The 25,740-nt window shown below is 73.2% G+C and carries 29 protein-coding genes; 8 read left to right on the top strand and 21 right to left on the bottom strand.

Features of this window, described 5'->3' with window-relative positions:
- Positions 1-12: 12 nt before the first annotated feature.
- Positions 13-555 (bottom strand): type III secretion system chaperone family protein, encoded by a 543-nt coding sequence (locus ACZ5FU_RS14415; RefSeq protein ID WP_468644623.1) that lies wholly within the window; start codon positions 553-555, stop codon positions 13-15.
- Positions 548-1,885, bottom strand: a complete 1,338-nt coding sequence (gene mshA / locus ACZ5FU_RS14420) for a D-inositol-3-phosphate glycosyltransferase (protein ID WP_451529776.1) — start codon at positions 1,883-1,885, stop codon at positions 548-550. Before mshA ends, ACZ5FU_RS14415 begins: the two co-directional genes overlap by 8 nt.
- A 287-nt stretch (positions 1,886-2,172) precedes the next feature.
- Between mshA and ACZ5FU_RS14425 the strand changes: the two genes are divergently transcribed.
- The 3 genes from ACZ5FU_RS14425 (at position 2,173) to ACZ5FU_RS14435 (ending at position 6,059) form a co-directional block, all read left to right on the top strand.
- Positions 2,173-3,054, top strand: a complete 882-nt coding sequence (locus tag ACZ5FU_RS14425) for a class I SAM-dependent methyltransferase (RefSeq protein WP_451529777.1) — start codon at positions 2,173-2,175, stop codon at positions 3,052-3,054.
- A 140-nt stretch (positions 3,055-3,194) separates the two neighbouring features.
- Positions 3,195-4,283 (top strand): C40 family peptidase, encoded by a 1,089-nt coding sequence (locus ACZ5FU_RS14430; RefSeq protein ID WP_468644618.1) that lies wholly within the window; start codon positions 3,195-3,197, stop codon positions 4,281-4,283.
- A gap of 408 nt (positions 4,284-4,691) precedes the next feature.
- The gene (locus ACZ5FU_RS14435; RefSeq protein WP_451777891.1) at positions 4,692-6,059 is read left to right on the top strand and encodes a PP2C family protein-serine/threonine phosphatase; all 1,368 of its coding nucleotides are present in this window, start codon (positions 4,692-4,694) and stop codon (positions 6,057-6,059) included.
- Positions 6,060-6,229: 170 nt separating this feature from the next.
- Here ACZ5FU_RS14435 and ACZ5FU_RS14440 read toward each other — a convergent pair whose 3' ends face one another.
- The 3 genes from ACZ5FU_RS14440 to ACZ5FU_RS14450 form a co-directional block, all read right to left on the bottom strand.
- Positions 6,230-6,565, bottom strand: coding sequence for a DUF2516 family protein (locus ACZ5FU_RS14440; RefSeq protein ID WP_451529780.1), 336 nt, complete (start codon positions 6,563-6,565; stop codon positions 6,230-6,232).
- A gap of 158 nt (positions 6,566-6,723) precedes the next feature.
- The gene (locus tag ACZ5FU_RS14445; RefSeq protein WP_451529781.1) at positions 6,724-7,404 is read right to left on the bottom strand and encodes a hypothetical protein; all 681 of its coding nucleotides are present in this window, start codon (positions 7,402-7,404) and stop codon (positions 6,724-6,726) included.
- Between the two features lie 89 nt (positions 7,405-7,493).
- Positions 7,494-7,946, bottom strand: coding sequence for a helix-turn-helix domain-containing protein (locus tag ACZ5FU_RS14450; protein ID WP_451529782.1), 453 nt, complete (start codon positions 7,944-7,946; stop codon positions 7,494-7,496).
- A 216-nt stretch (positions 7,947-8,162) separates the two neighbouring features.
- Between ACZ5FU_RS14450 and ACZ5FU_RS14455 the strand changes: the two genes are divergently transcribed.
- Positions 8,163-9,023 (top strand): GNAT family N-acetyltransferase, encoded by an 861-nt coding sequence (locus tag ACZ5FU_RS14455; RefSeq protein ID WP_451529783.1) that lies wholly within the window; start codon positions 8,163-8,165, stop codon positions 9,021-9,023.
- Here the strand turns inward: ACZ5FU_RS14455 and ACZ5FU_RS14460 are convergent.
- The 3 genes from ACZ5FU_RS14460 to ACZ5FU_RS14470 all read right to left on the bottom strand — a co-directional run bounded on the left by ACZ5FU_RS14460 (position 8,992) and on the right by ACZ5FU_RS14470 (position 13,134).
- A complete protein-coding gene (locus ACZ5FU_RS14460) occupies positions 8,992-9,486 on the bottom strand; it encodes an HAD domain-containing protein (RefSeq protein ID WP_451529784.1) in 495 nt (164 codons plus the stop codon). The two genes, ACZ5FU_RS14455 and ACZ5FU_RS14460, sit on opposite strands and share 32 nt — an antisense overlap.
- A gap of 326 nt (positions 9,487-9,812) precedes the next feature.
- Positions 9,813-11,984, bottom strand: coding sequence for a phosphotransferase (locus tag ACZ5FU_RS14465; RefSeq protein WP_469045386.1), 2,172 nt, complete (start codon positions 11,982-11,984; stop codon positions 9,813-9,815).
- A 277-nt stretch (positions 11,985-12,261) separates the two neighbouring features.
- Positions 12,262-13,134, bottom strand: coding sequence for a winged helix-turn-helix domain-containing protein (locus ACZ5FU_RS14470; protein ID WP_451529786.1), 873 nt, complete (start codon positions 13,132-13,134; stop codon positions 12,262-12,264).
- 174 nt (positions 13,135-13,308) lie between these two features.
- Between ACZ5FU_RS14470 and ACZ5FU_RS14475 the strand changes: the two genes are divergently transcribed.
- Positions 13,309-13,491 (top strand): hypothetical protein, encoded by a 183-nt coding sequence (locus ACZ5FU_RS14475; RefSeq protein WP_451529787.1) that lies wholly within the window; start codon positions 13,309-13,311, stop codon positions 13,489-13,491.
- A 12-nt stretch (positions 13,492-13,503) separates the two neighbouring features.
- Here ACZ5FU_RS14475 and ACZ5FU_RS14480 read toward each other — a convergent pair whose 3' ends face one another.
- Entirely contained in the window at positions 13,504-14,256 is a 753-nt protein-coding gene (locus tag ACZ5FU_RS14480) for an HAD family hydrolase (RefSeq protein WP_468644612.1), read from the bottom strand.
- On the bottom strand, positions 14,256-15,131 hold the full coding sequence (locus ACZ5FU_RS14485) for a GntR family transcriptional regulator (protein WP_451777882.1): 876 nt from the start codon (positions 15,129-15,131) through the stop codon (positions 14,256-14,258). The genes ACZ5FU_RS14480 and ACZ5FU_RS14485 overlap by 1 nt, the downstream gene beginning before the upstream one ends.
- Before the next feature lie 162 nt (positions 15,132-15,293).
- Here ACZ5FU_RS14485 and ACZ5FU_RS14490 point away from each other — a divergent pair, with 162 nt between their 5' ends.
- Positions 15,294-15,476 carry a hypothetical protein gene (locus tag ACZ5FU_RS14490; protein WP_468838619.1) on the top strand — a complete coding sequence of 61 codons (183 nt, stop codon included), beginning with the start codon at positions 15,294-15,296 and terminating at the stop codon, positions 15,474-15,476.
- Here the strand turns inward: ACZ5FU_RS14490 and ACZ5FU_RS14495 are convergent.
- The 3 genes from ACZ5FU_RS14495 to ACZ5FU_RS14505 all read right to left on the bottom strand — a co-directional run bounded on the left by ACZ5FU_RS14495 (position 15,466) and on the right by ACZ5FU_RS14505 (position 18,840).
- The gene (locus ACZ5FU_RS14495) at positions 15,466-16,389 is read right to left on the bottom strand and encodes a winged helix-turn-helix domain-containing protein (protein ID WP_468838622.1); all 924 of its coding nucleotides are present in this window, start codon (positions 16,387-16,389) and stop codon (positions 15,466-15,468) included. The genes ACZ5FU_RS14490 and ACZ5FU_RS14495 overlap by 11 nt on opposite strands.
- A 343-nt stretch (positions 16,390-16,732) precedes the next feature.
- Positions 16,733-17,989, bottom strand: a complete 1,257-nt coding sequence (locus ACZ5FU_RS14500; RefSeq protein WP_451529792.1) for a GNAT family N-acetyltransferase — start codon at positions 17,987-17,989, stop codon at positions 16,733-16,735.
- A 272-nt stretch (positions 17,990-18,261) separates the two neighbouring features.
- Positions 18,262-18,840 carry an RsiG family protein gene (locus ACZ5FU_RS14505; RefSeq protein ID WP_451529793.1) on the bottom strand — a complete coding sequence of 193 codons (579 nt, stop codon included), beginning with the start codon at positions 18,838-18,840 and terminating at the stop codon, positions 18,262-18,264.
- A 158-nt stretch (positions 18,841-18,998) separates the two neighbouring features.
- On the opposite strand from ACZ5FU_RS14505, the gene dtd reads away from it, so the two are divergent.
- Positions 18,999-19,424 carry a D-aminoacyl-tRNA deacylase gene (dtd, locus tag ACZ5FU_RS14510; RefSeq protein ID WP_451529794.1) on the top strand — a complete coding sequence of 142 codons (426 nt, stop codon included), beginning with the start codon at positions 18,999-19,001 and terminating at the stop codon, positions 19,422-19,424.
- A gap of 139 nt (positions 19,425-19,563) precedes the next feature.
- Here the strand turns inward: dtd and ygfZ are convergent, their stop codons facing one another.
- From ygfZ to ACZ5FU_RS14540, 6 genes are all read right to left on the bottom strand, one after another.
- Entirely contained in the window at positions 19,564-20,529 is a 966-nt protein-coding gene (ygfZ, locus tag ACZ5FU_RS14515) for a CAF17-like 4Fe-4S cluster assembly/insertion protein YgfZ (protein WP_469045387.1), read from the bottom strand.
- 10 nt (positions 20,530-20,539) lie between these two features.
- Complete coding sequence (locus tag ACZ5FU_RS14520; protein WP_392243306.1) at positions 20,540-21,001, bottom strand: Fur family transcriptional regulator; 462 nt, start codon at positions 20,999-21,001, stop codon at positions 20,540-20,542.
- Between the two features lie 48 nt (positions 21,002-21,049).
- On the bottom strand, positions 21,050-21,625 hold the full coding sequence (locus ACZ5FU_RS14525; RefSeq protein WP_366061054.1) for a heme-binding beta-barrel domain-containing protein: 576 nt from the start codon (positions 21,623-21,625) through the stop codon (positions 21,050-21,052).
- A gap of 227 nt (positions 21,626-21,852) precedes the next feature.
- Positions 21,853-22,740 (bottom strand): hypothetical protein, encoded by an 888-nt coding sequence (locus ACZ5FU_RS14530; protein WP_469045388.1) that lies wholly within the window; start codon positions 22,738-22,740, stop codon positions 21,853-21,855.
- Entirely contained in the window at positions 22,737-23,660 is a 924-nt protein-coding gene (locus ACZ5FU_RS14535) for a hypothetical protein (RefSeq protein ID WP_469045389.1), read from the bottom strand. The genes ACZ5FU_RS14530 and ACZ5FU_RS14535 overlap by 4 nt, the downstream gene beginning before the upstream one ends.
- A gap of 137 nt (positions 23,661-23,797) precedes the next feature.
- Entirely contained in the window at positions 23,798-24,574 is a 777-nt protein-coding gene (locus ACZ5FU_RS14540; RefSeq protein WP_469045390.1) for a hypothetical protein, read from the bottom strand.
- A 101-nt stretch (positions 24,575-24,675) separates the two neighbouring features.
- Here ACZ5FU_RS14540 and ACZ5FU_RS14545 point away from each other — a divergent pair, with 101 nt between their 5' ends.
- Entirely contained in the window at positions 24,676-25,038 is a 363-nt protein-coding gene (locus tag ACZ5FU_RS14545) for a DsrE family protein (RefSeq protein WP_451529799.1), read from the top strand.
- A 15-nt stretch (positions 25,039-25,053) separates the two neighbouring features.
- Here the strand turns inward: ACZ5FU_RS14545 and ACZ5FU_RS14550 are convergent, their stop codons facing one another.
- The gene (locus ACZ5FU_RS14550; RefSeq protein WP_451529800.1) at positions 25,054-25,314 is read right to left on the bottom strand and encodes a DUF3099 domain-containing protein; all 261 of its coding nucleotides are present in this window, start codon (positions 25,312-25,314) and stop codon (positions 25,054-25,056) included.
- 132 nt (positions 25,315-25,446) lie between these two features.
- Positions 25,447-25,734 carry a DUF1416 domain-containing protein gene (locus ACZ5FU_RS14555; RefSeq protein WP_004986406.1) on the bottom strand — a complete coding sequence of 96 codons (288 nt, stop codon included), beginning with the start codon at positions 25,732-25,734 and terminating at the stop codon, positions 25,447-25,449.
- Positions 25,735-25,740 lie beyond the last annotated feature (6 nt).

Here is a 25,740-nt window from a genome sequence, read left to right on the forward strand (position 1 = left end):
GCTAACAGCAGGTCAGGAGGGGTTATTCGGGGGGCGCCGGGTCAGGTTGCGGAACGCGTCCAGATTGCGGGTGGACTCGCCGCGGGAGACGCGCCAGGCGTACTCCTTGCGGATCGCGGAGGCGAAACCCAGCTCCAGCAGGGTGTTGAAGGCGCCGTCGGCGGCCTCCAGGACCTGGCCGAGGAGCCGGTCCGTCTCCTCGGGGGTGACCGTGGCGAGGGGCAGGCGGGCGGTGACGTAGATGTCGCCGAGGGGGTCGACGGCGTAACTCACGCCGTACAGCTTGAGGTTGCGCTCCAGGAGCCAGCGGTGGACGCCCGCCTCGTTCTCGTCGGGGTGGCGGACGACGAAGGCGTTCAGCGACAGGGAGTGGCGGCCGACGATGAGGGAGACGGTCGTCCTCAGTTTGCGGGTGCCGGGGAGCTGGACGACGTAGCTGCCGGGGCCGGGGCTCTCCCACTCCAGCTCGGCGTCCTTCAGGACGTCCTCGATGACCCGTGCGGCCCTCTCCTCGGCACCGCTCCTGCTGGCATCACTCGTGCTGGCGTCACCCATGCTGGGAGCGTACGTGACGGCGGTGGGCCTGTACGGCGGCCGTGTAGACGTCGGCGGTCGCGGCGGCCGCGGTGTCCCAGCCGAAGGACTGGGCGTGCCGGGCGGCCGCCGCGCCCATGCGGGCGGGCAGCTCGGGGTGGTCGGCGAGGTCGGCGAGCACGCGCGCGTAGCGGGCCGGTTCGTGGCCCGGCACCAGGAAGCCGGTCTCGCCGTCGCGGACGGCCACCGGCAGCCCGCCGACCGAGGCCGCGAGCACCGGTGTGCCGGTGGCCTGCGCCTCTATGGCGACCAGCCCGAACGACTCGCTGTAGGACGGCACGACGAGCACGGACGCGGCCCGGAACCAGTCGGCGAGCTGCTCCTGCCCGACGGGCGGCCGGAACCGTACGACGTCGGAGATGCCGAGCCGCGCGGCCAGCTTCTGCAGGCCCTCCGGTTTGGCGAGGCCGCTGCCGCTGGGACCGCCGACGACCGGTACGACCACCTTGGAGCGCAGGTCGGGACGCTGGTCGAGGAGGACGGCGATGGCGCGCAGCAGCACGTCGGGGGCCTTGAGGGGCTGGATGCGGCCGGCGAAGAGCGGGACCAGGGCGTCCTGCGGGAGGCCCAGGCGGGCGCGGGCGGCGGCCCGGCCGTCGGCCGGGCGGAAGCGGTCGAGGTTGACGCCGGGGTGGACGACGGCGATCTTGCCGGGTTCGGCGCCGTAGTGCCGGGCGAGTTCACCGGCCTCCTCCGCCGTGTTGGCGATGAGGCGGTCGGCGGCGGCGACGATCTGCATCTCGCCGATGACGCGGGCGGCGGGCTCGGGGGTGTCGCCGTCGGCGAGGCTGGCGTTCTTGACCTTGGCCATGGTGTGCATCGCGTGCACCAGGGGCGTGCCCCAGCGCTGGGCGGCGAGCCAGCCGACGTGGCCGGAGAGCCAGTAGTGCGAGTGGACGAGGTCGTAGTGGCCGGGACGGTGTCCGGCCCAGGCCTGCATCACGCCGTGCGTGAAGGCGCACAGCTGCGCGGGCAGCTCCTCCTTGGCGAGGCCCTCGTAGGGGCCGGCGTCGATGTGCCGGACGAGGACTCCGGGCGCCAGCTCGACGGTGGGCGGGAGGCCGCCGGTGGTGGCGCGGGTGAAGATCTCCACCTCGATGTTGATCGCGGCGAGGCGCTGCGCCAGCTCCACGATGTACACGTTCATGCCGCCGGCGTCGCCGGTGCCCGGCTGGTGGAGGGGCGAGGTGTGCACGGAGAGCATGGCCACACGCCGGGGGCGGCGGTGCAGTCGCAGTCGTGAGGGTGCCGCCGAAGAGCGACGCCCGAGCCTGCTGACGTACTGGCTCACGTGGCGTTTCCTCCTTGCTGCGGGCATGCCGGACGGAGGGTGTGGGGCGCCCTCCAAGGGGTGGGAACGCCGGAGCGAGGCGGTCTCATTCCGTACGGATGTGCCGCGGGGTGGTTTTTGCCTGGTCGTTACCGTCTGTCGCTCAACCGTTCGAGAGCGGGGGGCGTCCGGGGCGCGGGCGGCCGGGGGCCCTCCCCCGGCGGGTACCGCATACCCTCGTGGGCATGCCTCCCCGCGCGCCGTCCCTCCCCCGCTCCCGGCTTCGCTCGAGCGGGGGGACCCCCGTCGTGGGCACGGTCACGCGCGGGACCACCAACCCCAACCGGCTGCGCCGCATGGACCGCTGGATCGCCGCGGTCCACGGCCGCGAGCTGCGCCGCGCCGACGGTCCCGTGGCCGTCGACCTCGGTTACGGCGCCGCGCCCTGGACGGCCGTCGAACTGCTGTCCAGGCTGCGGTCCGTCGCCCCGCACACGCGCGTGGTGGGCGTCGAGATCGAACCTGCCCGGGTCGCCGCCGCCCGGCCGTACGAGCGTGAGGGACTCGCCTTCCGGCACGGCGGCTTCGAGGTCCCGGTGGCCCGGCCCCCGCACCTCGTCCGCGCCGCGAACGTGCTGCGCCAGTACGCCGAGGACGAGGTCGCCGCGGTCTGGGAACGGCTGTGCTCCCGGCTCGCCCCCGCCGACCCCGCGAGCGGGAGCCGGGGCGGGCTGCTCGTCGAGGGGACGTGCGACGAGATCGGGCGGCGGCACGTGTGGGTCGCGCTCGGACCGGAGGGGCCGCGCACGGTCACCTTCGCGACCCGGCTGGGGTCCCTGGAACGGCCCTCGGACCTCGCGGAACGGCTCCCGAAGGCGCTGATCCACCGCAACGTGCCCGGCGAACCCGTGCACGCCTTCCTGCGCGACTTCGACCGCGCCTGGGCCGCGGCCGCCCCCTACGCCTCCTACGGCGCCCGCCAGCGGTGGATCCGCACGGCGCGGGCCCTGACCGCCGACTGGCCGGTGACGGACGGGCCGGCGCGGTGGCGGCAGGGAGAAGTGACCGTGGCGTGGGAGGCGTTGGCACCGCGCGGTTGGAGCCGCCCGGCGGGTCACGCCGGCCGGGCGGCGGACACGGGTCACGCGGCGGACGCGGGGTCCGACACGTCCCGGGAACGATCTCCGTGAGGCGTTCGTCACCAAGGCGGGGGGATCGTCGTGCCGGAGCGGGACCGGAGGGAAGGACGGACTCTGTCGTTTTCCGCCGCGGCGTGGCACGATCCCCCGGACGACCGTAAGTTACTGACGGTAAATCAGCTGGGGGCGTTATGGGTACGGGCAAGCGCGGGCTGCTCGCGACGGCCGTGACCGTGGTGTGCGCGGTCACCGTCCTGGCGGTGCCGGGCACGGCGTTCGCGAGTCCGAGCCCCACTCCGGCGCCGACGACCGCCCCCGACCTGACCCCGCCGCCCGCGGCCGACGAGGAGCTCGAGGCGGTCCGCGAGAAGCTCGAGACCCTCTACCACGACGCCGCCGTCGCCACCGACGCCTACAACGCGGCCGAGGAGCAGGCGGAGAAGCAGTCCGCGGAGCTGGTCGAACTGGCGAAGAAGATCGTCGAGGGCCGCGAGAAACTGGACGACCTGAAGAACCGCGCCGGCGCCGCGGCCCGCTCCCAGTACCGCGGCGGCGGTCTGCCCGACGGGGCGCAGCTGCTGCTCAGCGACGATCCGCGCGAGTTCCTCGACGGTGCCGGCCGGGTGATCCGGGGCCAGCACGCCGCCAAGGGTCTGCTCGGCGAAATGACGCGCACCCAGGACGACTTGGAGCAGTACACCAAGGACGCCTCCGCCCAGTGGCGGAAGCTGGAGGCCCACCGCAAGGCCAGGGCCGCCGCCCAGAAGAAGATCGAGAAGCAGATCGCGGCGGCCGAGAAGCTCGAGTCGGAGCTGGAGAAGGAGGAGAAGGAGCGCCTCGCCCGCCTCCAGGAACAGGCCGCGCAGAAGGCGCAGACCGCCTGGCTGGACACCGGGATACTCGACGGCGTCACCACCGGCAAGGGCACCGCGCAGGGCACGAGGGCCGTCCGGTACGCCACCGCGCAGATCGGCAAGCCGTACGTGTGGGGTGCGGAGGGGCCGGACTCCTTCGACTGCTCCGGCCTGACCTCCCGGGCCTGGACCGGCGCCGGCGTCGCCGTCCCGCGCACCTCGCAGGAGCAGTGGCGGCAGCTGAAGCGGGTCGCCGTGAAGGACATGCGCCCCGGCGACCTCGTCATCTACTTCGACGACGCCAGCCACGTCGGGATGTACGTGGGCAACGGCACGATCGTCCACGCCCCTCGCCCCGGCCGGACGGTCACCCTCGCGGGAGCGGGTTCGATGCCGATCCTCGGAGTGGTGCGGCCCGACGCGTAGGACACCGGCCGGAGGACGACGCGCGGGGGCACCGCAGGGGACACCCGGCGGCGAGACACCGGGCCGGGGCCGGGCGAGACACCGGGCGAGGACCGCACGAGGCACCGGCCGGCCGCCGGGGGGGGGCACCTTTCCGCGCCCCTTCTCCGCCCGCGTGACCGTGGCCACGTGACCCACCGCACGCCCCTGCGGCGCCGAACTCCGCACGGACGTGACCTTCGTCATCCCCGCCCCCGTACCGGCCTGCCCAACTGCGGTACGGATCGCGGCATATGACAGCGCCCAGAGGTCGAACGACGTGCCGTACACCATTCCGCTGCGGCGCCTTCTGCCGCTATGGTCCCCGTCGGTGGGTCGAGGTCCCTCGTCCCCGCCGTGCCCTCGGGGGGAGGGAAGGAACCCGAAACGATGCCCGTACCCGTACCGCGGCAGAGAGCGATCCCGGCCGTGGAGTGCGGTCAGGCGCAGGCCGCGCCCGCAGGCGGGGGCCCCACCCCGGAGGTGGTCCCGCGCACGAGCGGCCGGACCGACGATCGCGAGGAGGCGAAGGCCGGGAACGACGCCGCACCCGGCGACGGCGCCCCGCACGGAGCGAGCCCCGGCCCCACCAACCTCACACTGCTGCTCATCGAGGACGACCCCACGGCCGCCCCGATCGTGCCCGACCTGCTCGACTCGGCCGGCAAGCCGATCCGGGTGCGCACCGCCCGCAACCTCACCGAGGCCGGACGGCTGCTCACCGACGACGTCCACTGCATCCTGCTGGACCTCGCCCTGCCGGCACCCGGCCGCGCCGCCGACGACGACGAGCTGGCCGTGCTCCGGCACGTCCTGGAGCTGGCGCCCCGGCACGCCGTCCTCGCGCTCACCGCGTCCGGTGACGCCGAGCGCGGCGCGGAGGCGGTGCGCGTCGGCGCCCAGGACTACCTGTTCCGCGACGAGCTGGACGGGCGGCTGCTGAGCCGCGCCATCCGGTACGCCGTGGAGCGCAAGCGGTCGGACTCCGCCGAGCGGCGGCTCGCCGAGGGCAAGCTGCGCGCGCAGGAGAACGCCCGCCTGGAGCGCGGCCTGCTGCCCACGCCCCTGCTGGAGGGCTCCCCGCTGCGCTTCGCCGCCCGCTACCGCCCCGGCCGCTCGCGCGCGCTGCTGGGCGGAGACTTCTACGACACCGTCCGCACCCCGGACGGCACCGTCCACGCGATGATCGGCGACGTCTGCGGGCACGGCCCGGACGAGGCGGCGCTCGGCGTGGAACTGCGGATCGCCTGGCGGGCGCTGACCCTGGCCGGACTGTGCGGCGACGAGCTGCTGAACACGCTGCAGCAGGTGCTGGAGCACGAGCGCGACGACGACGAGATCTTCGCGACGCTGTGCGCGGTGGACATCGCGCCCGACGGCCGCCGCGCGGGCCTGTGCCTGGCCGGGCATCCGGCGCCGCTGATCGCCCGCCCCGGCCGGCCGGCCCGACTGCTGCCGTACGACAACAACGGTCCGGCGCTCGGGCTGCTGCCGGGTGCCCGCTGGCCGCGCACGCAGGTCGAGCTGGGCGCGGAGTGGAGCCTGATGCTCTACACGGACGGGCTGATAGAGGGGCGCGTCGGCGACGGCCGGGAGCGGCTGGGCCAGGACGGCATGGTGGAGATGATCCGCCGTCAGCTCGCGGCGGGCCTGCGCGGCGAGGATCTGCTGCGGTCCGCGGTCAACGAGGTCCGCGACCTGAACGGCGGCGAGCTGACGGACGACGTGGCGGTGGTCCTGCTGGACCGGCTGCCGTAGGGCAGCCGGCGTCCGGTGCGGTGCGTCGCACGGCGGAGGACCGCCCGTGCACCGGATGCGCTCGGGCGATCCGGCAACGCGGCGGTGGGGGTCCCTCCCGCGCGAGCGGAGCCGGGCGTGGGGGAGCCGTGCCGGGCGTCGCGCGCCCGGCGGGAACGGCCGGACGCGCCCTAGCGTCCGCCGTTGTACGGCCCGTACGGTCCGTCGCTGCTGGAGCCGCCCCGGCGGCTGCGGCCGCCGCCCGGCAGGGAGCGCAGGGCGGGCCGGACGTCGACCATGTACACGATGGTCGCGATCAGGCCGATGATCGGCAGGAACGACAGGATGGGAAAGATCAGGTCCACCACGAAGGCGATCCCGAGAATGATCATCCAGAACGGCTTGGTCTGTTTGTCGGCGGCCCGGTAGCCGTCCTCGCGGCGGATCGCCGCGTCGAGGAGAGCGAAGCCGCTGAACACGATCAGGGCCAGGCTCAGCAGAGACATGAACCCTGCGAAACCTTGCATCAGCACTACGTCCACCACCCGACTAGGCACGACATCGCTCGTCCTTACGCGGTCACCGTACCCGCAACCGCGCTCGCACTATCCGGACGACGGGCCGGGCACTCCCCGAGTGCCCGGCCCGTCGCCGTCCGCGGACCCGCGTCGCGGGTCCGCCGGTCTCACTTGGCCGGGGGCGTCGTCTTCTTCGCGGTGGTCTTCCGGGCGACCGGGGCCTTCTTGACGGAGGCCTTCTTCGGGGCCGCGTCCGCGTCGGCCACGACCGGCCGGGGCGCGTCCTCGACCACGGCCGGACCGGGCTTCGGGCCGGGCTTCGGCTCGGTCACCGGCTCGGTCCTGCCCTCGACCACGATGGCCAGTTCCTCGATGTCCTCGGCGGCCTCGCCGCGCCAGGTCCTCACGGCCTGCTCGCCGTGCTCGGCGACCTTCTCGTAGGTCTCCCGGGCCCTGACGGCGTACTCGGCGGCGACGCCGACGCCGCGCAGCGCGATGTCCTGGGCGGACTCGCCGAGCTTCTTCAGGTCGGCGTCGAGGGTGGTGCCGAGCTTCTTGAGGTCGCCGTCGAGGGAGGAGAGGAACTCGGTGACCTTCGCCTGGAAGGTCTCCTGCGCTTCCTTGGCCTTGACACCGGCCTCCTTGGCGCGGGCGGCGGCCCGCTCCTGGACGACCTTGGGGTCGGTGTTGCGGACGGCGTCGAAGCGGGCGGGCGCCTCGGTGCGCAGCTGCTCCACCAGGCCCGGAACCTTCTTCGCCTGCTGGAGGGCCAGATCGGCGGTGCCGGCGGCGAAGTAGAGGGGAGTGGGGTCGCTGAAGGTCTTGCGCAGGTCGTCGTTGATGGCCATGGTGATGGTCCTCCCGTATTCGCGTGCGTCGCGTTCGTCGATGTCGGTTGGTGCGGGTCCGCAGTCGGGCGGCCGGTCCCCTGGACCGGTCAACCGGCCGTCTGCTGCGGATCGGTGTCGGTGCCGCCGACCGCGCGGGTGCCCGGTACGGCGTCCTCACCGTGCTGGACGTCCACCGCGCCGTCGCCGCCCGCGAACCCGTTCTCCTTGCGGAAGGACTCGTAGATCTGCAGCAGCACCTGCTTCTGCTGCCCGGTCAGCGTGGGATCGGCGAGGACGACGGCCCGCGTCTCGACGTCGTCCCGGTCGCGCTCGGCATCGAGGATGCCGGCCCGGACGTACAACGTCTCGGCGGAGATCCGCAGCGCCTTGGCGACCTGCTGCAGCACCTCCGCGCTCGGCTTGCGCAGCCCGCGCTCGATCTGGCTCAGGTACGGATTGGACACCCCGGCGGCGTCGGCGAGCTGCCGGAGCGAGAGCTGGGCGTTGCGCCGCTGCTCGCGCAGGTACTCACCGAGATTGCCGACGTTGAGCGATGCCATGCCTCCACAGTGCCCCACCCTCGCTAACAATTGCAAGCACCCGCTTGCAAAAGTGCGCCACGCCACGCCGGAGACCACCCGATCCGTGCAACGCCCCCACCGCGGCGCCCGTCCGGGTCCGGGACACCCCCGGCTCCATGCCGTCCGCCCCGGTGGGCGTGCCGTGCCGGTGTGAGCGATCCGGTCGCTGTCGGTGGGGCGGACGAGGATGGGGGCATGCGCACCGATGACTGGCGGCTCACCGAAGACGTCGATGAATTCCTCGCCCGCGCCGGAGAGTTCCTGCGTTCGCGGCCCGGCCCGCACGTCATGCAGCTGACCTGGGCCGAGAGAGTCCGGGCGCGTGGGGCGGAGGCCTTCGGCGCCGGGGCTCCCGTCTTCGGCCTGCTGGAGCGGGCGGGCGAGGTCCACGCCACCTTCTACCGTCTCCCGCCCGACGGTTTCGGCCTCTCCCCGCTCACGCCCGGGCAGGCCGACTCCCTCGCCGCCCGCCTGGCCGCCCTCGGGCACTCCCTCTCCCGCGTCAGCGCGGACCACGGCACGGCCACCGCTTTCGCCGAGGCCTGGCAACGGCACACCGGGGCGACCTCGAAACCGCGCGACACGCGACTGCGCCTGTACGGCCTCGGCACGCTCACACCACCGGAGCCGCTGCCGGCGGGCCGTGGCCGCGTCCTGGGCGAGCAGGACCTCGAGCAGGTCATGTCCTGGTGCGGCGAGTTCGCCGAGGCCGTCGGAGAAGACGTCTCCGTCGACGCCGGCACGTGGGCCGGCACCCGCTTCGCGGACAAGCGCTACACGCTCTGGGAGACCCCGGACGGCACTGCCGTCTCCATCGCGGGCATGAACCCGATGATCGGCGGCCAGATCCAGGTGGACGTCGTCTACACCCCCGCCCACCTGCGCGGGCACGGCTACGCGGGCGCCGTGACGGCAGAGGTGAGCAGGGCCGCGCTGGCCGAGGGCGCGAGGGAGGTCGTCCTGTTCGCGGATCTGTCCAACCCCACCAGCAACGCCCTCTACCGGCGTCTCGGCTATCGCCCGCTCACCGACTGGGCTGTGTACGACTTCTCCTGACCGGCGGCCGCCGCAGCCAGGCCGCCACCGCCTCGAAGTCGTCCCGGGTCAGCCCCCGCCGGGGATCGACCCGGTGCAGCAGCGCGGGAGCGGGCCGGCAGGCGTCGGCGTACTCCCGGTCGGCCGGGGTGATCTCGTCGTCGAGCCAGACGAAGGGGCGCCCCGCCGCGCAGGACAGCAGGGGCCTCGTCTTCCAGTGGACGCCGGGGACGGGCGGCTCCTCGGTCAGGCCGGCCACCGGCAGCGGCGGCAGGCCGAGCCGCGGTCCGACGACCGTGTTCGCGTCCTCGCCCCAGGTCGTGGCCCACACCAGGTCGCAGCCGAGGGCCAGGAGCGCGGGACCGAGGGCCGGGTCGAGGCGGGAGACGAGGGGGTGGCGGGGCGCGGGCGGGCCGTACCGCGGGTACGGTCCGGGGCCGCCGAAGGGGATCAGCGGGCCGTCCACGTCGAGGAAGAGCAGCATCGAAGGCCAGGATCCCCGTCTCACGGCTCCCGGGGAAGTCCCCGCACCCGGACGACGTCCCGGTGGGAGGCCGCCCGGGTCAGGACCATGCTCGGGGGCGGGGGCGGGGGTGGGGGCCGGGGACGAGGCCGGCCGTGGTCGGGGTGCGGTGGACGCGGGCGGTGTCCGCGTCCGCGGTGACGCCGACGACGAACGCGTCGGCCTCACGGCGGGAGGTCGTCGTGCGAGCGGTGCGGGTGAAGGTGTCCGGTGGACCGGAGACCCCGGGGAGGGCCGGCGGCCGGCCTGCCCGGCCCCCGCGGCCGGGGAGGCGGCGCCGGGCCGGCCTACGCCAGCGCCCGGGCCAGGAACGGGTTCGCCGTGGCCGGTACGGGCAGGCCCAGCGAGTCGGTCGCGGCGGCGAGGGTCTCGGCGTAGGAGTCGACGGCGCGGCGGACGTTGGGGGCGTCCAGGCCGGCGCCGGTCCGCAGCCGGTCGAGGTCGATGTAGGCCGAGCGGACGATCTCGATGCACCGGTAGACCCGCCAGTCGGCGCGCCAGTTCTCGGTGCAGGCGGCGGGCAGCCTGCGCTCCCAGCGCGAGAACATCCGATCCCGGATCTCCGGCCTGGTCGGGGTCAGGTGCATGTGCCGGACCAGGTCGTACAGGGGGTCGCCGACGAGGGCCATCTCCCAGTCGATGAGGGTCAGCGCCAGCCGGTCGTCGCGCCGCACCAGGTTCCACGGGTTGAGGTCGCCGTGCAGCAGGACGGGCTCGCGGTGGCTCAGCCGGTGCCGGGAGAGGAGCTGCCGCAGCCGGGTGTCGTCGGGCAGGCCGAGCATCCGGGCGAGCTGGAGGGACTCCTTCGGCAGGCTGCGCACCAGGGCCACCAGCTGTTCGGTGAGCCACCGGTGGAAGTCGACCCGGTGGACGTCGGGCGCGACCAGGCCGTGGTCCACCTCGGTCAGCGCGCGGAGCTGGTCGACGAGGGCGTCCGCCTCGTGCGGGAGCAGGCCGTCGACCGGGTGCCGGGGCGGCCCGACATAGGTGTGGATCGCGAACGGCTCGTTCGGGTAGCTCTCGCCCAGGGCGAGGACCCGGGGCGCGGCGACCTGCGCCCGGGATCGCTGGATGGCCTCCAGGACGGTGTGCTCGCTCAGGTAACTGGGCTCGCGCCGGGTGACGTTCGGCAGCCTGCGCCGTACGACGACGGGGGCTCCCAGGTTCCCTGCCCAGACCACCGAGTTGAGGTGGGCGGTGCCCTTGAAGACGCGGTCGGCCCGGGCGGCGCCCTCGGCCAGCAGGGCCTCGCGGACGGCGGACGCCGGGAAGGCGTCGCGCTCGGGCAGGCGCGGGTCGGGCCGCCAGTCGTAGGCCTTCGCCGCCCAGGACCGGCCGCTGACGTCGCCGCGCGACGCCAGCCACCGGAAGAGGGCGCCCTCGATCTCCCCGCGACCGGGCACGCTGCGCAGCCGCAGCGGTTCCGCGGCCGCCTCCAGGGCCCGGCCCACCTCCGCCGTCACCTCGTCCAGGCTCTGCTGGGTGAAGGGGCCCTGGACCGCGCGCGCGGCCCGCATGACGTCCGGGTAGACCGACTGCGCCCGTTCGAAGTCGAGGTAGTGCCGCAGGTCCTTGGCGAGCCCGTCGGCCGCGGCCGGACGGTAGCGGCCCATGGCGCGCGCCCACGCCTCCACCACCTCCGGCCACTGGCTGTCCGGGTAGCGCATCCGCACCAGGTGGGTGGCGAGTTCGTGCAGGGGGTCGCCGTAGGTGGCCAGCTCCCAGTCGACGCAGACGAGCGGCGGGGAGCCGTCGTAGGACATGATCAGGTTGTCCCGGTGCAGGTCGGCGTGGAGCAGGCTGTACGGCCGCCGCGCCATCGGGGGGATCCGGTCGGCGAGGCCGAGCAGGGCGTCCTCGGGGATGCCGAGGGCCTTGAAGAGCCCGCCGAACCGCACCCAGTTGGGGCGGCGGATCTGCAGGTCGGCGAGGTGGGCGAGGGACCTCAGGAAGCCCTGGCTGTCGGTGTGGTCGCCGGGCCAGTCGGCCGGCAGGGGCGGCAGCGCGGCCCGGCGCACCTCCGTCATCCGGCAGAGCAGTTCGGCCAGGGCCTCTATCAGCAGGGCGTCGACGGGCTTGCCGTTCCCGCAGACGGCGGAGAGCGGAACGCCCTCCACATAGCTGTGGAGGGCGAAGCCCGGCCCCCTGAACAGGCATTCGGGCACGTGGGGCAGGACCTCGTGGACCGCGTCGAGGATCGCGGTCTCGTCCTGCCAGGTCCTGATCACCACCGGCAGCGCGTCGGCGCGCGGGATCCGCACGGTCACCGGTGTCCCGGCCGGCCGGCCCAGCACGGCCGCCACGTCCTCCGTCAGGGGCAGCACGTAGTTGCGGTTGTGGTGCCCGCTGGTCGCGGGAGTGGACCCGGCGACCGCGACGAACCGCTGGAGCGGGGCGTGGGACGGGTCACCGGCGGGTCGAACCCCGAGCAGGTCACGGGGAACGAAGGGCTCGACCACTGGCCGCTCCGGTTGCTCACACTCGATCGGATGGGTAAGGCACACGGTAAGCGCCGCCGCGGGCGCCGAACGAACGGGAGCGGCGGCGAAGTGGCCGAACGGGTGGTCCGGACCTCCGTCCGCGCCGGACCGCCCGGGACGGGCCTGTCCGCCGTCCCGTTCGGATCGTCGTCCCGTGCGGATCGCCGGCCCGTACGGACCTCCGGGGTCGCCGTCTCCCATGGATGGGTGAGAGGGATTCCCGCGCGGTCCGGGCATGCTAGCGCACGTCCGCGGCCTACTCGGCGAGGTGCTTCCACACCGAGTCGAACCAGGTCTGCCAGCTGTCGACGAAGACGGAGCCGGGCGACTCGCCGTCCTCGTCCTTCACGTGGTGGGTGAGGGAGGCCCCGAACCCGAGCACGTCCAGGGCGGGCACGACCTCGCCGCCGTCCAGCCTGATGTCCCGCTCGATCACCTCGTACGGCGCGAGGAGCGCCTCGGCGCGGTCGAGGAGGTAGAGCTTGCAGGACGGGGCCATCCGGGCCCGCCGCACCTCCAGGCTGACCGACGGCACGAACTTCCCCAGCTCCAGGGCGCTGAACAGGCTTTCGAGGGAGATCAGCGACCGTCGGGTGATGTCGTTCAGACGGTCCCGCAGCCGCGCGTCGGCCGGGTCGTCCCGGGCCCGCGGGAACGGCAGGGGCAGGTCCTCGGCCGGCAGGATCATGCGTACGGCGATCCGCTCGGGGGTGATCGCGCCGGTCATGATCCGCTCCACCTGCGCGCTGAAGTGCATGGAGAGGGACTCGGACGTCAACGTGTAGGTGTCCAGGACGACTTCGGGACGGGCGAAGGCCTTGCCCAGGGCGGGGCCCAGCGTGATCGGGCCACGCGCCCGGCCGGCCACGACCGGCGCGGGCGTGGCCTGCACGACCCCGACGACCCGCGAGCCGCTCCCCTGCCGGGACTCGATCCAGCCGGCCTCCGCCAACTCCTTCAGCACCCGCTGGACGGTGTCGCGGGAGACCCCGAACTCATCGGCCAGGTTCCGCTGCGAGGGCAGCATCGAGTGCAGCGGGTACGTCCCGTTGCCCATGCGGGTGCGCAGCTCCGCGGCGACCCGGTGGAACTCCCTGCCGCCGCCGTCACCGCTCTGCCGTTCACCCACACGGCGAACCTACCGTCCTGCCGCCGCCGGCAAACCGGTACCGGTCAACTCACCGGTCCTATCGGACTGCCCGTTAAGGGATCAGACCGGCCGGGGAGAACAACCTCACGACAATCAGTCCAATTGGACCGGCAGTTGCACGGTTCACCGAGAGTGGCAAGGAGGGGGAGGGACATGCTCCTGTTGTCGGTGATGTGGGAACTTCTCGGTCTCACCGCCGGGGCCCTGGCCGAGGCGAGGCTGGGCATGCTGGGCGTGCTGCTTCTGTTCACGGTCGGTGTGGGCGTGCGCGCCCGGCACCACGGTCTGGCGGTCGGGGCCGCCGTGGTGCTGGTGATGATGATGGCCCAGGCCTGAGGCAGGCCGGTTTCAGGCCTGTCGCCGGACCGCCTCCAGCACCGGCTCCAGCGAGTCCACCACGTGGGTCGCGCCCGCCTCCCTGAGCGGTTCCTCCTTCTTCTTGTCGCGGGCGTAGCCGAGGAAGGACACCCCGGCCCCCCGGGCGGCGAGGCAGTCCGACGCGGTGTCGCCGATCATCAGCGCGGCGGACGGCGCTGCGCCCACGGCGCGCAGGGCCCGGTTCAGGCAGTCCGGGTCGGGCTTGAGGAGGTGCAGGTCCCGGGTGCGGCCGTAGACGTGGGGGGCGAAGCAGGAGGTGAGGCCGCGGCTCGTCAGGTACGTGGTGACGACGCGCGGCGAGTTGTTCGTCGTGACGGCCAGCCGGCGGCCCACCGCCGCCAGGGTGCGGATCAGCGGGTCGGCCCAGGCCGTGGGCATCGCCGAGGCGGCGGCCCTCAGCTCCTCCTGGGTGAGACGCTCCTCCAGTTCCGCGACCAGGTCGCTGCCGGGGTGGCGCAGGTCCACGGCGCGCAGGACGGCGTGCGGGTCGGGGGAATCCCGCTCGCGCTCCGTCAGCAGGCCGCGCAGGCCCTGTCCCTCCAGCCACTCCACCAGGCCGACGGCCACCCGTTCCGCCGAGTGCCCGGCGAACAGCCGGCAGATCGGCCCGTCGAAGTCCCAGAGGACCACGCGGGCGGGTGCGAGCAGTTCGTCCAGCGCCGGATTCCTGTCGTTCCCGGTCTCCGGTGCCACCTGTCCGGTCCGTGTCGTATCAGAAGTCACTAGGAGAGTGTCAGGTCCGAGGTGATGGTTTCCCAGAGGGCGTCGAACCACTTCTGGGATTCGTCCACGAAGGTGGCCTCGCGCGCCCCGGTCGACTTCTCGAAGGAGAACAGCAGCGACTCGGTGCCCAGCACGTCGTACATGTCGAGCACTCCGGTCTCCGTCGGCTCCTCCCGGCGCGTCACCATGTAGTACGCCAGCAGCGCCTCCTGCCCGTTGAGGAGGTACAGCTTCACCGGCGGGGTGAAGGGCAGCGCCCGGAAGGACACGCTCACGTCGATGCCGTGCGAGCGCAGCGTGAGCAGGTTGTGGCGCAGGACGTGCCCCTGGGCGTTGCGCATGGCCAGCCAGCGCTCGTGGACCGGGTCGCCGCTCCCGCTCGCGTCCACCGGGACCGGGAAGGCGAGGTTGATGTCGCGGGACGGCAGCAGGATGCGGACGTCGATCCGCTGCGGCCGGAGGCTGCCGCCGTGGATCAGGCGGAGGGGTTCGCCGAGGGCCGGGATGAGGCTCTCGGCGGTGAGGCAGGCGGCGTCGACGCGCACGTGCGGGGCGGAGAAGGCCGCGGTCAGCCGGGGGGCCAGGGCCACCATGGTGGGCTGGGGCTCCTCCCTGGCCGGCGTCCGCTCCGCGATGCGCGGGGGGCTGCCCTTGCTCACGTTGGTGAGGAGACCGTCGTCCTGGAGCGCGCGCAGGGCCTGACGCACGGTGCCGCGCTCCACCCCGAACTCGTCGGCGAGTTCGGCCTGGGTGGGCAGCCGGTCGCCGGCCTTGAGCTCCCCGGCGCGGATGCGTTCGCGCAGGACGTCGGCGATCTCCTGCGGCGAAAGCCTGCGGCTGCCGTTCACTGCCACGTTCTCCTGGGTCACGACCAAACGGTACAACTTCGATACATCTGGCGGGAGTTACCGGAAAGTTGTTTATCGGTTGCCGCCAAGCGTGGACAACCTAGGTGAAGTTGGCTGCCAACTTGGACGACTTGGCGGATGTTCCGCATCGGCACCTCCCGCGCTTCCCGCCTCCGAAGGGAGGAACTCGTGCCTGCCCTCGCCCTCGTCCCCGCCGTCCTCGATCAGAGCGTCCGGTGGAAGTGCGGCACCGCCGAGGCCGTCGGCCTGCTCCTGCCGACCGTCGGCATCAGGTCCGGACGGCCGGCGCCCAGCTCCGCGGGCTCCGTGGTCCTCGCCCTCCTGGCCGCCGGGCCCGCCGTCAGCTCGTGAGCACCAGCTCCGAACTGATCGTCTCCCACAGGGCGTCGAACCACAGCAGCGACTGCTCCACGAACGTCGTGTCGCGCGCCCCGGCACCCTGCTCGAAGGCGAACAGAACCGAACGCGTGCCCTCGGCGTCGTACAACTCCAGTTGCTCGTGGCCGATCTGCTGCTCGTGCCGCTCGACCGTGTAGTAGGCGAACAGCGCTTCCGTCCCGTTGAGGAGGTACAGCTTGACCGGTGGGGTGAAGGGCAGCGCGCGGAAGCTGACCCGGACGTCGATGCCGTGGGTGGCGCGCAGCGTCAGCAGGTTGTGCCGCAGCACCTGGCCCTGGGCGTTGCGGTGGGCGAGCCAGTGCCGTTGCAGCCGCTCGGTCGCCGCGCCGTCCACCGCCGACGGGAAGGCCAGGTCGATGTTCCGCGACGGCAGCAGGACCCGGACGTCGATCTTGGCCGGTTTCAGCTCCCCCGTGTGGATCCGGCGCAGCGGTTCGCCGATCGCCAGCGTGAGCGAGACGGCGGTCAGGCACAGGGCGTCGATCTCGACGTGCGGGGCGGCGAAGGCCTCCGCGATGCGCGGGGTCAGCGCCACCATCGTGGGCTGCGGCGGGGCTCCGGGGCCGGTCGGGAGGGAGCCGGTGCCCAGGTCCGGGGCGACCTTCGCCGGCGCGCCCTTGGAGACGTTGGTGAGCAGGTGCTCCGACTGGAGGATACGCAGGGCCTGGCGGACGGCTCCGCGCTCGATGCCGAACTCGTCCGCGAGCCGTGCCTGGGTGGGCATGCGCTCGCCGGGCCGCAGCACCCCGGTCCTGATCCGGGTGCGCAGCTCGTCGGCCACGTCGCGGGGGGACGGCTGCGGTCGCGGCGACCGCTCCGGTCTCTCGCGCCCCTTGACGGAGGCATGTTCCGGCTCCACGGCCAAACAGTACAACTTCCCGCCATCTTGCGGCAGTTCGCGGAGAGATGGTTATAAGCCGCTTCCAAGCGGACATAAGAACAGTGAAGTTGGCAGCCAACTTCCACAACATGGTCAAACTTTCAGACGGTTGGCCAGTCGGGCTCCCTTCCGGAGGGGAGCCGGGAGCCCGGACGGCCGACACCGACGCACAGTCACAACTTCACAGCGCCGCACAGCCACAACTTCACAGGGCATCGCGCACAGCCACAACTGAACAGCCGTACCGGCACCATCAGGATCGAACGGCTACGGATGCAGGACCCTCGAGAGGAACGGCCGGCCGCACGGTCGCGGCAGGGAGGAGCGCTCAGAACATGTCCGGGCACCAAGGGCGCCCGGGCGTACGCAGCAGGGCGTCGGCCTCCAGGGCGGCGCCCGCTCGTTCCTCTCCGAGCCGTCCCAGCGCCGCCAGCCGCGGTGCCGACTCGTCACCCAGCCACAGCGAGGCCAGCACGGCCACGTCCAGGGTGAGGTCGGCGCCGCGGCCGGTCGGCGTGCAGGACGCCCCGTCGGGGCCGGCCTCCAGCAGGAAGCGGCCCCCGGTGAACCCGGCACGGTCGGTCACCTCCAGCACCAGCGAGCCCGACCCGCCGTACGTACGCGCCTCCAGGGCCCGTACGACGTCCAGGATCCGCACCCACAGCCAGTCCGCGTGCGTGGTGACGCGCGCGGCCCGCGGGTCCGGCAGGAAATGCGGCAGGAGGTCGTCGGGGGAACGGGCTCCCGACTTGACCCGCACGATCCAGTCGATCGAGCAGAGGTAGTGCCACAGGGCGCGCTCGGCGGCCGGGGTCGTGGCGATCAGCCACTCCACCGTCGCCGTGTTCAACGGCTGCTTGGCGTCGCCCCAGTGGTCGTCCGCCCTGTAGGAGACCAGCCCCTGCACCTCGCCGTCGGCCGCGCGGTAGGCGGCGTAGAACGGCTCGCTCCACTCGCCGGACACGCGCAGCACACCGGTGTCCGTGTCCCACCACACGTCGGTGCGGCTGACCGCGCCGGGCCGGCCGCGGCGCAGCCGCCCGTGCAGTTCGGGGCCGATCTTGCGGACCTCCTCCGGGCCGAGGAGGTCGATGCGGCCGCCGTCCCCGGGACCCGGCCAGTGCGGGTCGAGACCGGTGCGCGGCACGTCGACCGTCCACTCGGTGGCGCTGGTCGCCGGGCCGAATCCATAGCGGCCGTAGATGCGGTACTCGGCGGCGATGAGGGTGGCGACGACGTCGCCGCGGTCCTTCGCGGCGGTCAGGTCCTCGGTCATCAGGCGGGTGAGGATGCCGCGGCGGCGGTGGGTGGGGAGGACGGCGACGTTGGAGATGGCGTCGGCGGGGACCGCGGCGCCGCCGACCGCCGTCAGTTCCTGGGGGAAGGAGCGGAAGGTGGCCACGCACGTGCCCGCGTCGAAGGCGCCGTAGGTGCGGGAACCGGCGTGCGCGGTGCGGCGGGCGGCGACGTCGGCCTCGGTGACGGTGGGAGCGCGCAGGAAGCCGGTCCTCGCGACGCGCATCCAGGCGGGGAGCTCGGCGTCGGTGATCCGGCGTATGTCCATGTCGGCGGGGGTGGCGGTCATGGGGCCACGGTAGGCGGGGAGGCGGTGGCGGGGCGGGGGATTTTTTTCCCGTCCCGCCGCAACACCGTCCCGCACCGCCCCGCAACACCGTCCCGCACCGCCCCGCAACACCGTCCCGCACCGCCCCGCAACACCGTCCCGCACCGCCCCGCACCAACGTCTCGCCCCGCCCCGCCCCGCGCCGCCCGCCGGTCCGGGAGCGCCGCTCCGCCTTGTCGGCCCCGCGCCGCGCCGCGTCCGGGGCCGTGCTCCCGGACCGGCGGGCGGCGGGCTCACACCAGGAGGTCGTCCACCTGGGCCTCGCCGTCCCGGTAGCGGCGGGTGATCTCCTCGCCGCACCCGTCGGCCGTGCGCTGGAGGTGCTGGCGGCGGTGGGAGACGTACTGCTCGTAGCCGATGAGACGGGCCATCGCCTCGTGGAGTTCGGGGTCGGTGCGGGCGCCGAGGTCGGAGAGCTCGACCTCGGAGAGCATCTCCGCCGCCAGCCGCCGGTACTCCTCGCTCCGCGGGGTGCCGAGCGTGACGTGCCGGGCCGAGGAGCGGTGCCGGGCCGGGGCGTCGGTGAGGATCTCCGGGAGGCGGTCCACGACGGACGCCGCCCCGGCGGGAGAACGCCGGGCGAGTTCCGCCCCGAGGATGTCGATGCGGCCCTGCAGCAGCCGCCGTACGTAGCTGAGGTCGGCCTCGTCGCGCTGGGCGTCCCGGCGCAGGGTGCGCAGCTCGGGCAGGCTCAGCCGGGCCAGGTCGTGCGCGGGCGGCTCCGTCGGCGGCGGGCAGGGCGGACTGCCCCTGCGCTGCGCGGGCGGACGCTGGGTGGTCAGGCCCAGCTGCCCGGTGCTCGGTGTGCTCATGTGCTCTACCCGTCCCCTCGACCGGCGTGTGGGAAGCATCGTGCCACTCCGAGTGGTCCTCCGGTGACCGAGTGCCCCCGAACGGCCCAGACGGCGGCCCCGGGAGCGGGCGGGAAGCCCCCGCGGGGGTCCGCCGGCCGCACGGCATGATGGGGCGCATGCGTGCAGTGGTGCAGAGAGTGGACGGCGCGAGCGTCGTCGTGGACGGCGAGACCGTGGGGTCGATCGAGGGCGAGGGACTGTGCGTCCTGGTCGGGGTCACCCACGAGGACACCCCGCAGAAGGCGGCCCAGCTGGCCCGCAAGCTGTGGTCGATCCGCATGCTGGGCGACGAGCGGTCGTGCAGCGACATCGACGCCCCGCTCCTGGTGGTCAGCCAGTTCACGCTCTACGGCGACGCCCGCAAGGGCCGCCGCCCCACCTGGAACGCGGCCGCCCCCGGCGAGGTCGCCGAGCCGCTCGTCGACGAGGTGGTCGCACAGCTGCGCGCGCTGGGGGCGACGGTGGCGACGGGCCGGTTCGGCGCGCGGATGAGGGTCTCCCTCACCAACGACGGCCCGTTCACCGTGCTGCTCGAGATGTGAGGCGGCCCGGACCGGGGCGGCCCCGAGGGGCGTCCGGTCCGGACCGGGGCGGCGCCAGGGGTGCTCGGTCCGGACCGGCGGGGCGCCAGGGGTGATCAGTGCGGACCGGTGCGGCCCGAGGGCGGGCGGTGGCCGGCTCTCAGGGCTCGACCACGACCTCCTGGGCGGCCGCCGTGGTGTCGGCGAGCAGCGGCGCGTCCAGGGGGATGTTCCGCTTGACCAGGGCCAGCGCCACCGGGCCCAGCTCGTGGTGGCGGACGGACGTGGTGACGAAGCCGACCTTGCGGGCGTCGGGGCCCTCGTCGGCACGGCGCAGCTCGGTCCCGGCGGGGGGCAGGTGCACGTCGCTGCCGTCGAGGTGCAGGAAGACCAGCCGGCGCGGCGGCTTGCCCAGGTTCTGCACGCGGGCGACGGTCTCCTGACCCCGGTAGCAGCCCTTCTGGAGGTGCACCGCGGTGCCGATCCAGCCCAGCTCGTGCGGGATGGTGCGGTGGTCGGTCTCGAAGCCGAGGCGGGGCCGGTGCTGCTCCACGCGCAGGGCCTCGTGGGCGAGGATCCCGGCGGCGGGGCCGGCCTTCGCGGCGTACGACTCGAGGTCCGCGCGCGGCAGGAACAGATCACGGCCGTACGCGGTCTCGCGGACGACGACGCCCTCGGGGGCCTCGGCTATGGAACCGGCGGGCAGGTGCACGACCGCGATGTCGGCCGTGCGGTCGGCCACCTCCACCCGGTAGAAGAACTTCATCGACTCCAGGTACGCGATCAGCGCGTCCTGGGTGCCGGGTTCGACGTGGGCCCAGACGGTGGTGCCGTCGTCCACCAGGTAGAGGGCGTGTTCGATGTGGCCGTTCGCGGAGAGGATCAGCGCCTCGGTGGCGCGGCCGGTGGGCAGGTCGCTGACGTGCTGGGTGAGCAGGAGGTGCAGCCAGCTCAGCCGGTCGTCACCGGAGACGGTGACGACTCCGCGGTGCGAGAGATCGACGAAGCCGGTGCCCTCGGCGAGGGCGCGCTGCTCGCGGAACAGGTCGCCGTAGTGGGCGGCGACGCCTTCGTCCACGCCTTCGGCGGGGACGGCGCCGGGCAGGGACAGCAGAGGGCTCTTCATGGACGCAAGCCTACGACCCGGTGGGCGGACCCTCTCCGGTCGCACCCTCGTCGGCGCCGGCCGCGCAGTCCGCGCAGCGGCCGAAGATCGCGAAGTGCTTCATGTCGGTGTCGAAGCCGAAGGTCGCGCGGAGCTTGGCCGTGAACTCGGCGGCCACCTCCACGTCCGCCTCGATCACGTTGCCGCAGTCGCGGCAGACCAGGTGGATGTGGTGGTGCCGGTCGGCGAGGTGATACGTCGGCGCCCCGTGCCCGAGGTGGGCGTGGCTGACCAGCCCCAGCTCCTCCAGCAGCTCGAGCGTGCGGTAGACGGTGGAAATGTTGACCCCCGACGCCGTCTTCCTCACTTCCACGAGGATGTCGTCGGGGGTCGCGTGCTCCAGGGTGTCCACGGCTTCGAGGACGAGTTGCCGCTGCGGGGTCAGCCGGTAGCCGCGCTGCCGCAGATCGCTCTTCCAGTCGGTGCTCACCACACCGGAGAGTCTAGGACCCTTTCGGCGGAGTGCCGCTGTGGAGAGGGCCTACTTGAAGAAAGCGATGCCGTCGTCCGGCATGTCGTCCGGGAGGGCCTTCGCCCAGCGTTCGACCTCTTCCGGGGTGACGACCTTCTTCAGGTGGGCCGACATGTAGGGGCGCAGCTCGACCTCGGGGGTCTGCTTCTCGCCGACCCACATCAGGTCGCTCTTGACGTAGCCGTACAGCCGCTTGCCGCCCGTGTAGGGGCCGGAGGCGGCCGTGCGGGCCACCGCGTCCGTGACCAGGTCGATCTGGGGCTTCTTGTCGGCCATCTCGCCGTACCAGACCTCGACGACGCCGTCGTCGCGGACCATCGTCACCTCGACCTTGCGGTCGGCGTCGATCCGCCAGAAGCCGGACTCGGTCTCCAGGGGACGGACCTTGTTGCCGTCCTGGTCCAGGACCCAGGTGCGGGAGTGGTACTCCAGGAAGTCCCGGCCGTCGTGCGTGAAGGTGGCCTCCTGCCCGAAGTTGCACTTCTCGGCGCCGGGGAAGTCGTGCACGCCCGCGCCCGCCCAGGTGCCCAACAGGAAGGCGAGGGGGACGAGGTCCTTGTGGAGGTCGGACGGGATCTCGATCATCGGTGGCACTTCCTAGACGTGGGTCAGCGCTGGCCCTGGTACAGCTTCTTCACGGTCAGCCCGGCGAAGGCGAGGACGCCGACGCAGACCAGGACCAGCAGGGCTTCGAAGAAGATCTCCACGGGGTGCTCCTCGGATGAGCGTGCTTCGGGATACGTACTACAGGGCCGGCCCCCAGCTTACGCGGCCGGGGACCGGCCCTTCCTGCGAGGTGGGCCCCGCCGGCGTCATCCCAGCAGCTGGCTCTGCAGCGTCACCGTCTGCTGGAAGGGGACGGCCGCGGCGGCTCCCCTGCGGGACTGCACGACCAGGGCGTGGACGTCACCGGCGGCGATGTGGGCGAACCGCACCTGCTCCGGCCCGTACGGCTCGGTCTCGGCGTAGGGGATGCTCTGCACCTCCGACACCGCGGCGCGCTCCGGGAAGTCCTCGTCGTACTCGACCTCGGTGGCGCCCCGCACCTGGTGGACGGGGGGCGCGAAGGCGACGGCCTCGCTCGCCACCAGCTTGTCCACGACGGCCGCCGTGTCGAACTGGAGGAGGTAGACGCGGGTCCGGGTGCCGTCCGGGGTCGTCCAGCCGCGGGCGGCGATGTGCCGCAGCCCGTGGTCGACGAGCTTCTGGCCCAGCTCCTCGCGCTGCTCCTGCTGCTCGTACTCCGCGAGGTAGTCCTTCGTCGCCAGCCAGCCGTCCGCCCCGCGCAGCGCCTCGTCCTCCGTGGCGCCCCGCGGGGCGGGCAGGAGAAGGGCGCGCAGGTCGGCGTGGTGGGTGCCGGCCGGGTTCGTCTCGGCGAAGGGGCCGGGACTGCCCGAGGGCAGCGGCGGCTTGCTGAGCGTCGGGTACTCCCACCGCCCGTCCGACTCGGTCGCCAGTCCCGGCACGTCCGTGCGCTCCATCCCGGCGATGCCGTACGCCGACCCGGCACCGACCGCCGCGAAGACGGCGACGGCGGCGGTCCACCGCGACACGGCCCGCAGGACCCGGCGGTCCTTGGGGGCGGGAGCGGGGGTGGGGCCGGGGTCGGGGGCAGGGGCGGGGCCGGATATGGGGGTGGGGCCGGCGGGTCCGGTGACGTCCACGGTTTCTGTCGCCTCCGTGAGCTGCTGCTCGGTCATACCGCCTCCCCGGGCTTCGCCACGCGGTCCAGCTGCGCGCGCAGGAACTCCGCCACGTCCTTGGTGTCGATCGGCTCCAGTCCCTGCGCCGTGGCGCTGACCAGGACGTTCCCGACGTAGGCGGAGCAGTGCACCGCGCTGAGGCCACTCTCGTCGTCCTTGGGCGGGAGGAAGCACTTGGCGTTCTTGTAGCCCTTGATCTCGGGGCCCTCGCGGAAGATGTCCAGGGCGTCCAGGAAGTCGCTCTGGAACGTGGCGATCTCGCGGACCGCCGCCTTGCTGTCCAGCTGGTAGAGCACGACGCTCACCGCGTAGACCTCCTCGTTGGAGGAGTAGGTCTCGGCCGGACGGTTGTAGTAACTGCGCATCGCCATGCCCTGGATGCGCTGCTTGTCGATCTGCTTCTCCAGCAGCTTGCGCTGGGACCGGGGCAGGTCGCTCAGCGACTTCTTGCGCAGGGCCGTGGCCTGCGCCCCGCTGAGCCGGGCTTCGGAGCCGAACTCGTCGAGGTCGGGCCCCCGCGTCCAGCCTCCGCCGTCCCCGTACGGCAGGAGCATCCCGGCGAGGCCCTGTTCGCGGGCCGCATCCGGCTCGTCCGCCGTGACGGCGGGGAACTTCCAGCCGGGCGCGCCCGCGTCCCGGTCGGCGTCCCGCACGATCACGACCGTGGTGCCGACACCGGCGACGACGGCCCCGGCGAGCAGCAGGGCCCCGGCGGCCAGGGCGACGCGCCGCCCGTTCGAGCGCCGCCCGGCGGGAGCGGACGCCCCGGGCCCGGGAGACGCGGGGGCGCCAGAAGAAGCGGCAAGCTCAGAGGGTGCCGGGGTCTCCGGGGACTCCGGGGACCCGGGGGTCTCCGGGGGCGCCGGGACCTTCGGGGACGCGAGGGCCTCCGAGGACGCCGCGGTCTCCGAGGACACGGGGGACTTCGGTGCCTCGGGGGCCTCCGGTGCCTCCGGTGCCTCGGGGGATGCCTGGGTCTCCGGGGACGGCGCCGGGACCTCCGGAGTCCCCGGGGTCCTCACGGGCGGCTCCGTCGGAGGGTTCTCCTGCTCGCTCACAGCTTCTCCATCTGCCGGCGGGCCAGATCCATGATCTTCTTCTTGGGGATCGCCTTGGTGTCGGAGACCCATACCTCCACCGTCACGTCGCCCCGCCAGGCGTGCGCCTCGGCGGTGTGGAGGGGCAGGTAGCCCGGCTCGGTCTCGGGCTCGCGGTGGACGTACACCATGCCGTCCCCGGTGCCGGGGAGGTTCCAGCTGTCGGTGGCGTCCTCCTCGTCGGCCCAGTACTGGTTGTTGTCGCTGTAGTCGGCGGCCCCCAGGGCCTCCTCCTGCCGGAACTGGACCAGGCGGATCTCGACCCGGTACGTCTTGCCCTCGGACCAGCCGGTGACGGCGGCCCGCCGGAACTCGTCCCCGACGAGGTCGGGGAAGACGTTGTCCGGTTTCTCGTACAGGCCGGCGTAACCGGCCATGTCCAGCCAGCCGTCCCCGCCCTCCAGCCACTCGGCCTCTTTGGCGCCCTTGGGCTTCGTCAACAGCAGTTTCCGCAGGTCGCCGTCGGTCCGCAGCCTGCGGTCCCGGGTGGCGGACAGCGGTTCGGGGCCGGGCCCCTTCGCCTGCGCGAGAACCGGCTGGGACAGCGGCGGCAGCTTCGTCGGCTCGCGGTCGGCCTGGACCAGGTAGCCGGCGCAGGTGCCGGCGACGACGCCGAGCACGGCGGCCGCGGCGATCAGCAGTGTGGTGCGGCCCCGGCGGCGGGTCCGGGCCGCGGGAGCGGCCCCGCCGGCCGGTCCGGCCTCCGGTTCCGCCGCCCCTTCGGGTTCTTCCACGACATCCCCCTCATGAGATGAAGCGCGCGTTCCATGTACGCGCTCACAGGTGACTCATGGCCGCCGGGGGGAGTTGCGGCGATCTTGATTACGATTCGGCCATGGCGAAGAAGCTCGTGATCAAGGTGACGGCGGGGGCCGACGCTCCCGAACGGTGCTCGCAGGCGTTCACGGTGGCGGCGGTGGCCGTGGCCAGCGGGGTGGAGGTCTCCCTGTGGCTGACCGGGGAGTCCGCCTGGTTCGCGCTGCCGGGCCGGGCCGCCGAGTTCGAGCTGCCGCACGCCGCTCCGCTGCCCGACCTGCTCGACTCGCTCCTGCTCGGTGGCCGGGTCACGCTGTGCACGCAGTGCGCGGCCCGGCGGGACATCACCGAGAAGGACGTCCTGGAGGGCGTACGGATCGCCGGGGCGCAGGTGTTCGTGCAGGAGGCACTGGCGGACGGGGTCCAGGCGCTCGTCTACTGAGGCGGCCGTGCGGGCCTACGGGCGCCGCTTCCTGCCGTCCAGTTCGTCCCACCACTCGTCGGACTTCGGGTCGCCGGACGGGTCGTCCCACCAGCGGTCCTCGGGGCCGCGCCGGTTGGCGACGACCGCGGCCACCGGCGGGATGACCATCGCGACCACGCACATCCCGACGGCCACCGGAACCGACCAGAGGCGTACGACGCCCCAGGCCAGGACGAACAGCGCGATGCAGGTGCCCATCATGGCGAAGTAGGCGTGCCGACGGCGGGCGTACATGCGTCCAGGGTAGGCCGGGCCGGGGGGTCCGGCACGGGGCGGGCGGGGGCCGGAAAGGGCGCAGGGCCGCACCTCAGGTGTCCAACCCGAGAGGTGCGGCCCTGCGACCGGCCGTGTCCGTCCGCGGACGTCTCAGACGGCGATCGCGACCTCCGCGAGGCCGCCCTGCTGGGCGACGACCGTGCGGTCGGCGGTGCCGCCGGGCACGAGGGCGCGGACGGTCCAGGTGCCTTCGGCCGCGTAGAAGCGGAACTGTCCGGTGGCGGAGGTGGGGACCTCCGCGGTGAACTCGCCGGTCGAGTCGAGCAGGCGGACGTAGCCCGTCACCGGCTCGCCGTCGCGGGTCACCTGACCCTGGATGGTGGTCTCACCGGGCTTGATCGTCGAGGCGTCCGGGCCGCCGGCCTTCGCTCCGCACATGTGTCT

Source organism: Streptomyces sp. NPDC031554 (genome assembly GCF_055580685.1).

Excerpts from the sequence above, each read along its gene's own strand:
- ACZ5FU_RS14415 (WP_468644623.1), bottom strand. The coding sequence starts at position 555 with ATGGGTGACGCCAGCACGAGTGATGCCAGCAGGAGCGGTGCCGAGGAG.
- ACZ5FU_RS14430 (WP_468644618.1), top strand. The coding sequence starts at position 3,195 with ATGGGTACGGGCAAGCGCGGGCTGCTCGCGACGGCCGTGACCGTGGTG.
- ACZ5FU_RS14435 (WP_451777891.1), top strand. The coding sequence starts at position 4,692 with ATGCCCGTACCCGTACCGCGGCAGAGAGCGATCCCGGCCGTGGAGTGC.
- ACZ5FU_RS14440 (WP_451529780.1), bottom strand. The coding sequence starts at position 6,565 with ATGCAAGGTTTCGCAGGGTTCATGTCTCTGCTGAGCCTGGCCCTGATC.
- ACZ5FU_RS14445 (WP_451529781.1), bottom strand. The coding sequence starts at position 7,404 with ATGGCCATCAACGACGACCTGCGCAAGACCTTCAGCGACCCCACTCCC.
- ACZ5FU_RS14450 (WP_451529782.1), bottom strand. The coding sequence starts at position 7,946 with ATGGCATCGCTCAACGTCGGCAATCTCGGTGAGTACCTGCGCGAGCAG.
- ACZ5FU_RS14455 (WP_451529783.1), top strand. The coding sequence starts at position 8,163 with ATGCGCACCGATGACTGGCGGCTCACCGAAGACGTCGATGAATTCCTC.
- ACZ5FU_RS14460 (WP_451529784.1), bottom strand. The coding sequence starts at position 9,486 with ATGCTGCTCTTCCTCGACGTGGACGGCCCGCTGATCCCCTTCGGCGGC.
- ACZ5FU_RS14475 (WP_451529787.1), top strand. The coding sequence starts at position 13,309 with ATGCTCCTGTTGTCGGTGATGTGGGAACTTCTCGGTCTCACCGCCGGG.
- ACZ5FU_RS14500 (WP_451529792.1), bottom strand. The coding sequence starts at position 17,989 with ATGACCGCCACCCCCGCCGACATGGACATACGCCGGATCACCGACGCC.
- ACZ5FU_RS14505 (WP_451529793.1), bottom strand. The coding sequence starts at position 18,840 with ATGAGCACACCGAGCACCGGGCAGCTGGGCCTGACCACCCAGCGTCCG.
- dtd (WP_451529794.1), top strand. The coding sequence starts at position 18,999 with ATGCGTGCAGTGGTGCAGAGAGTGGACGGCGCGAGCGTCGTCGTGGAC.
- ygfZ (WP_469045387.1), bottom strand. The coding sequence starts at position 20,529 with ATGAAGAGCCCTCTGCTGTCCCTGCCCGGCGCCGTCCCCGCCGAAGGC.
- ACZ5FU_RS14525 (WP_366061054.1), bottom strand. The coding sequence starts at position 21,625 with ATGATCGAGATCCCGTCCGACCTCCACAAGGACCTCGTCCCCCTCGCC.
- ACZ5FU_RS14530 (WP_469045388.1), bottom strand. The coding sequence starts at position 22,740 with ATGACCGAGCAGCAGCTCACGGAGGCGACAGAAACCGTGGACGTCACC.
- ACZ5FU_RS14545 (WP_451529799.1), top strand. The coding sequence starts at position 24,676 with ATGGCGAAGAAGCTCGTGATCAAGGTGACGGCGGGGGCCGACGCTCCC.
- ACZ5FU_RS14550 (WP_451529800.1), bottom strand. The coding sequence starts at position 25,314 with ATGTACGCCCGCCGTCGGCACGCCTACTTCGCCATGATGGGCACCTGC.
- ACZ5FU_RS14555 (WP_004986406.1), bottom strand. The coding sequence starts at position 25,734 with ATGTGCGGAGCGAAGGCCGGCGGCCCGGACGCCTCGACGATCAAGCCC.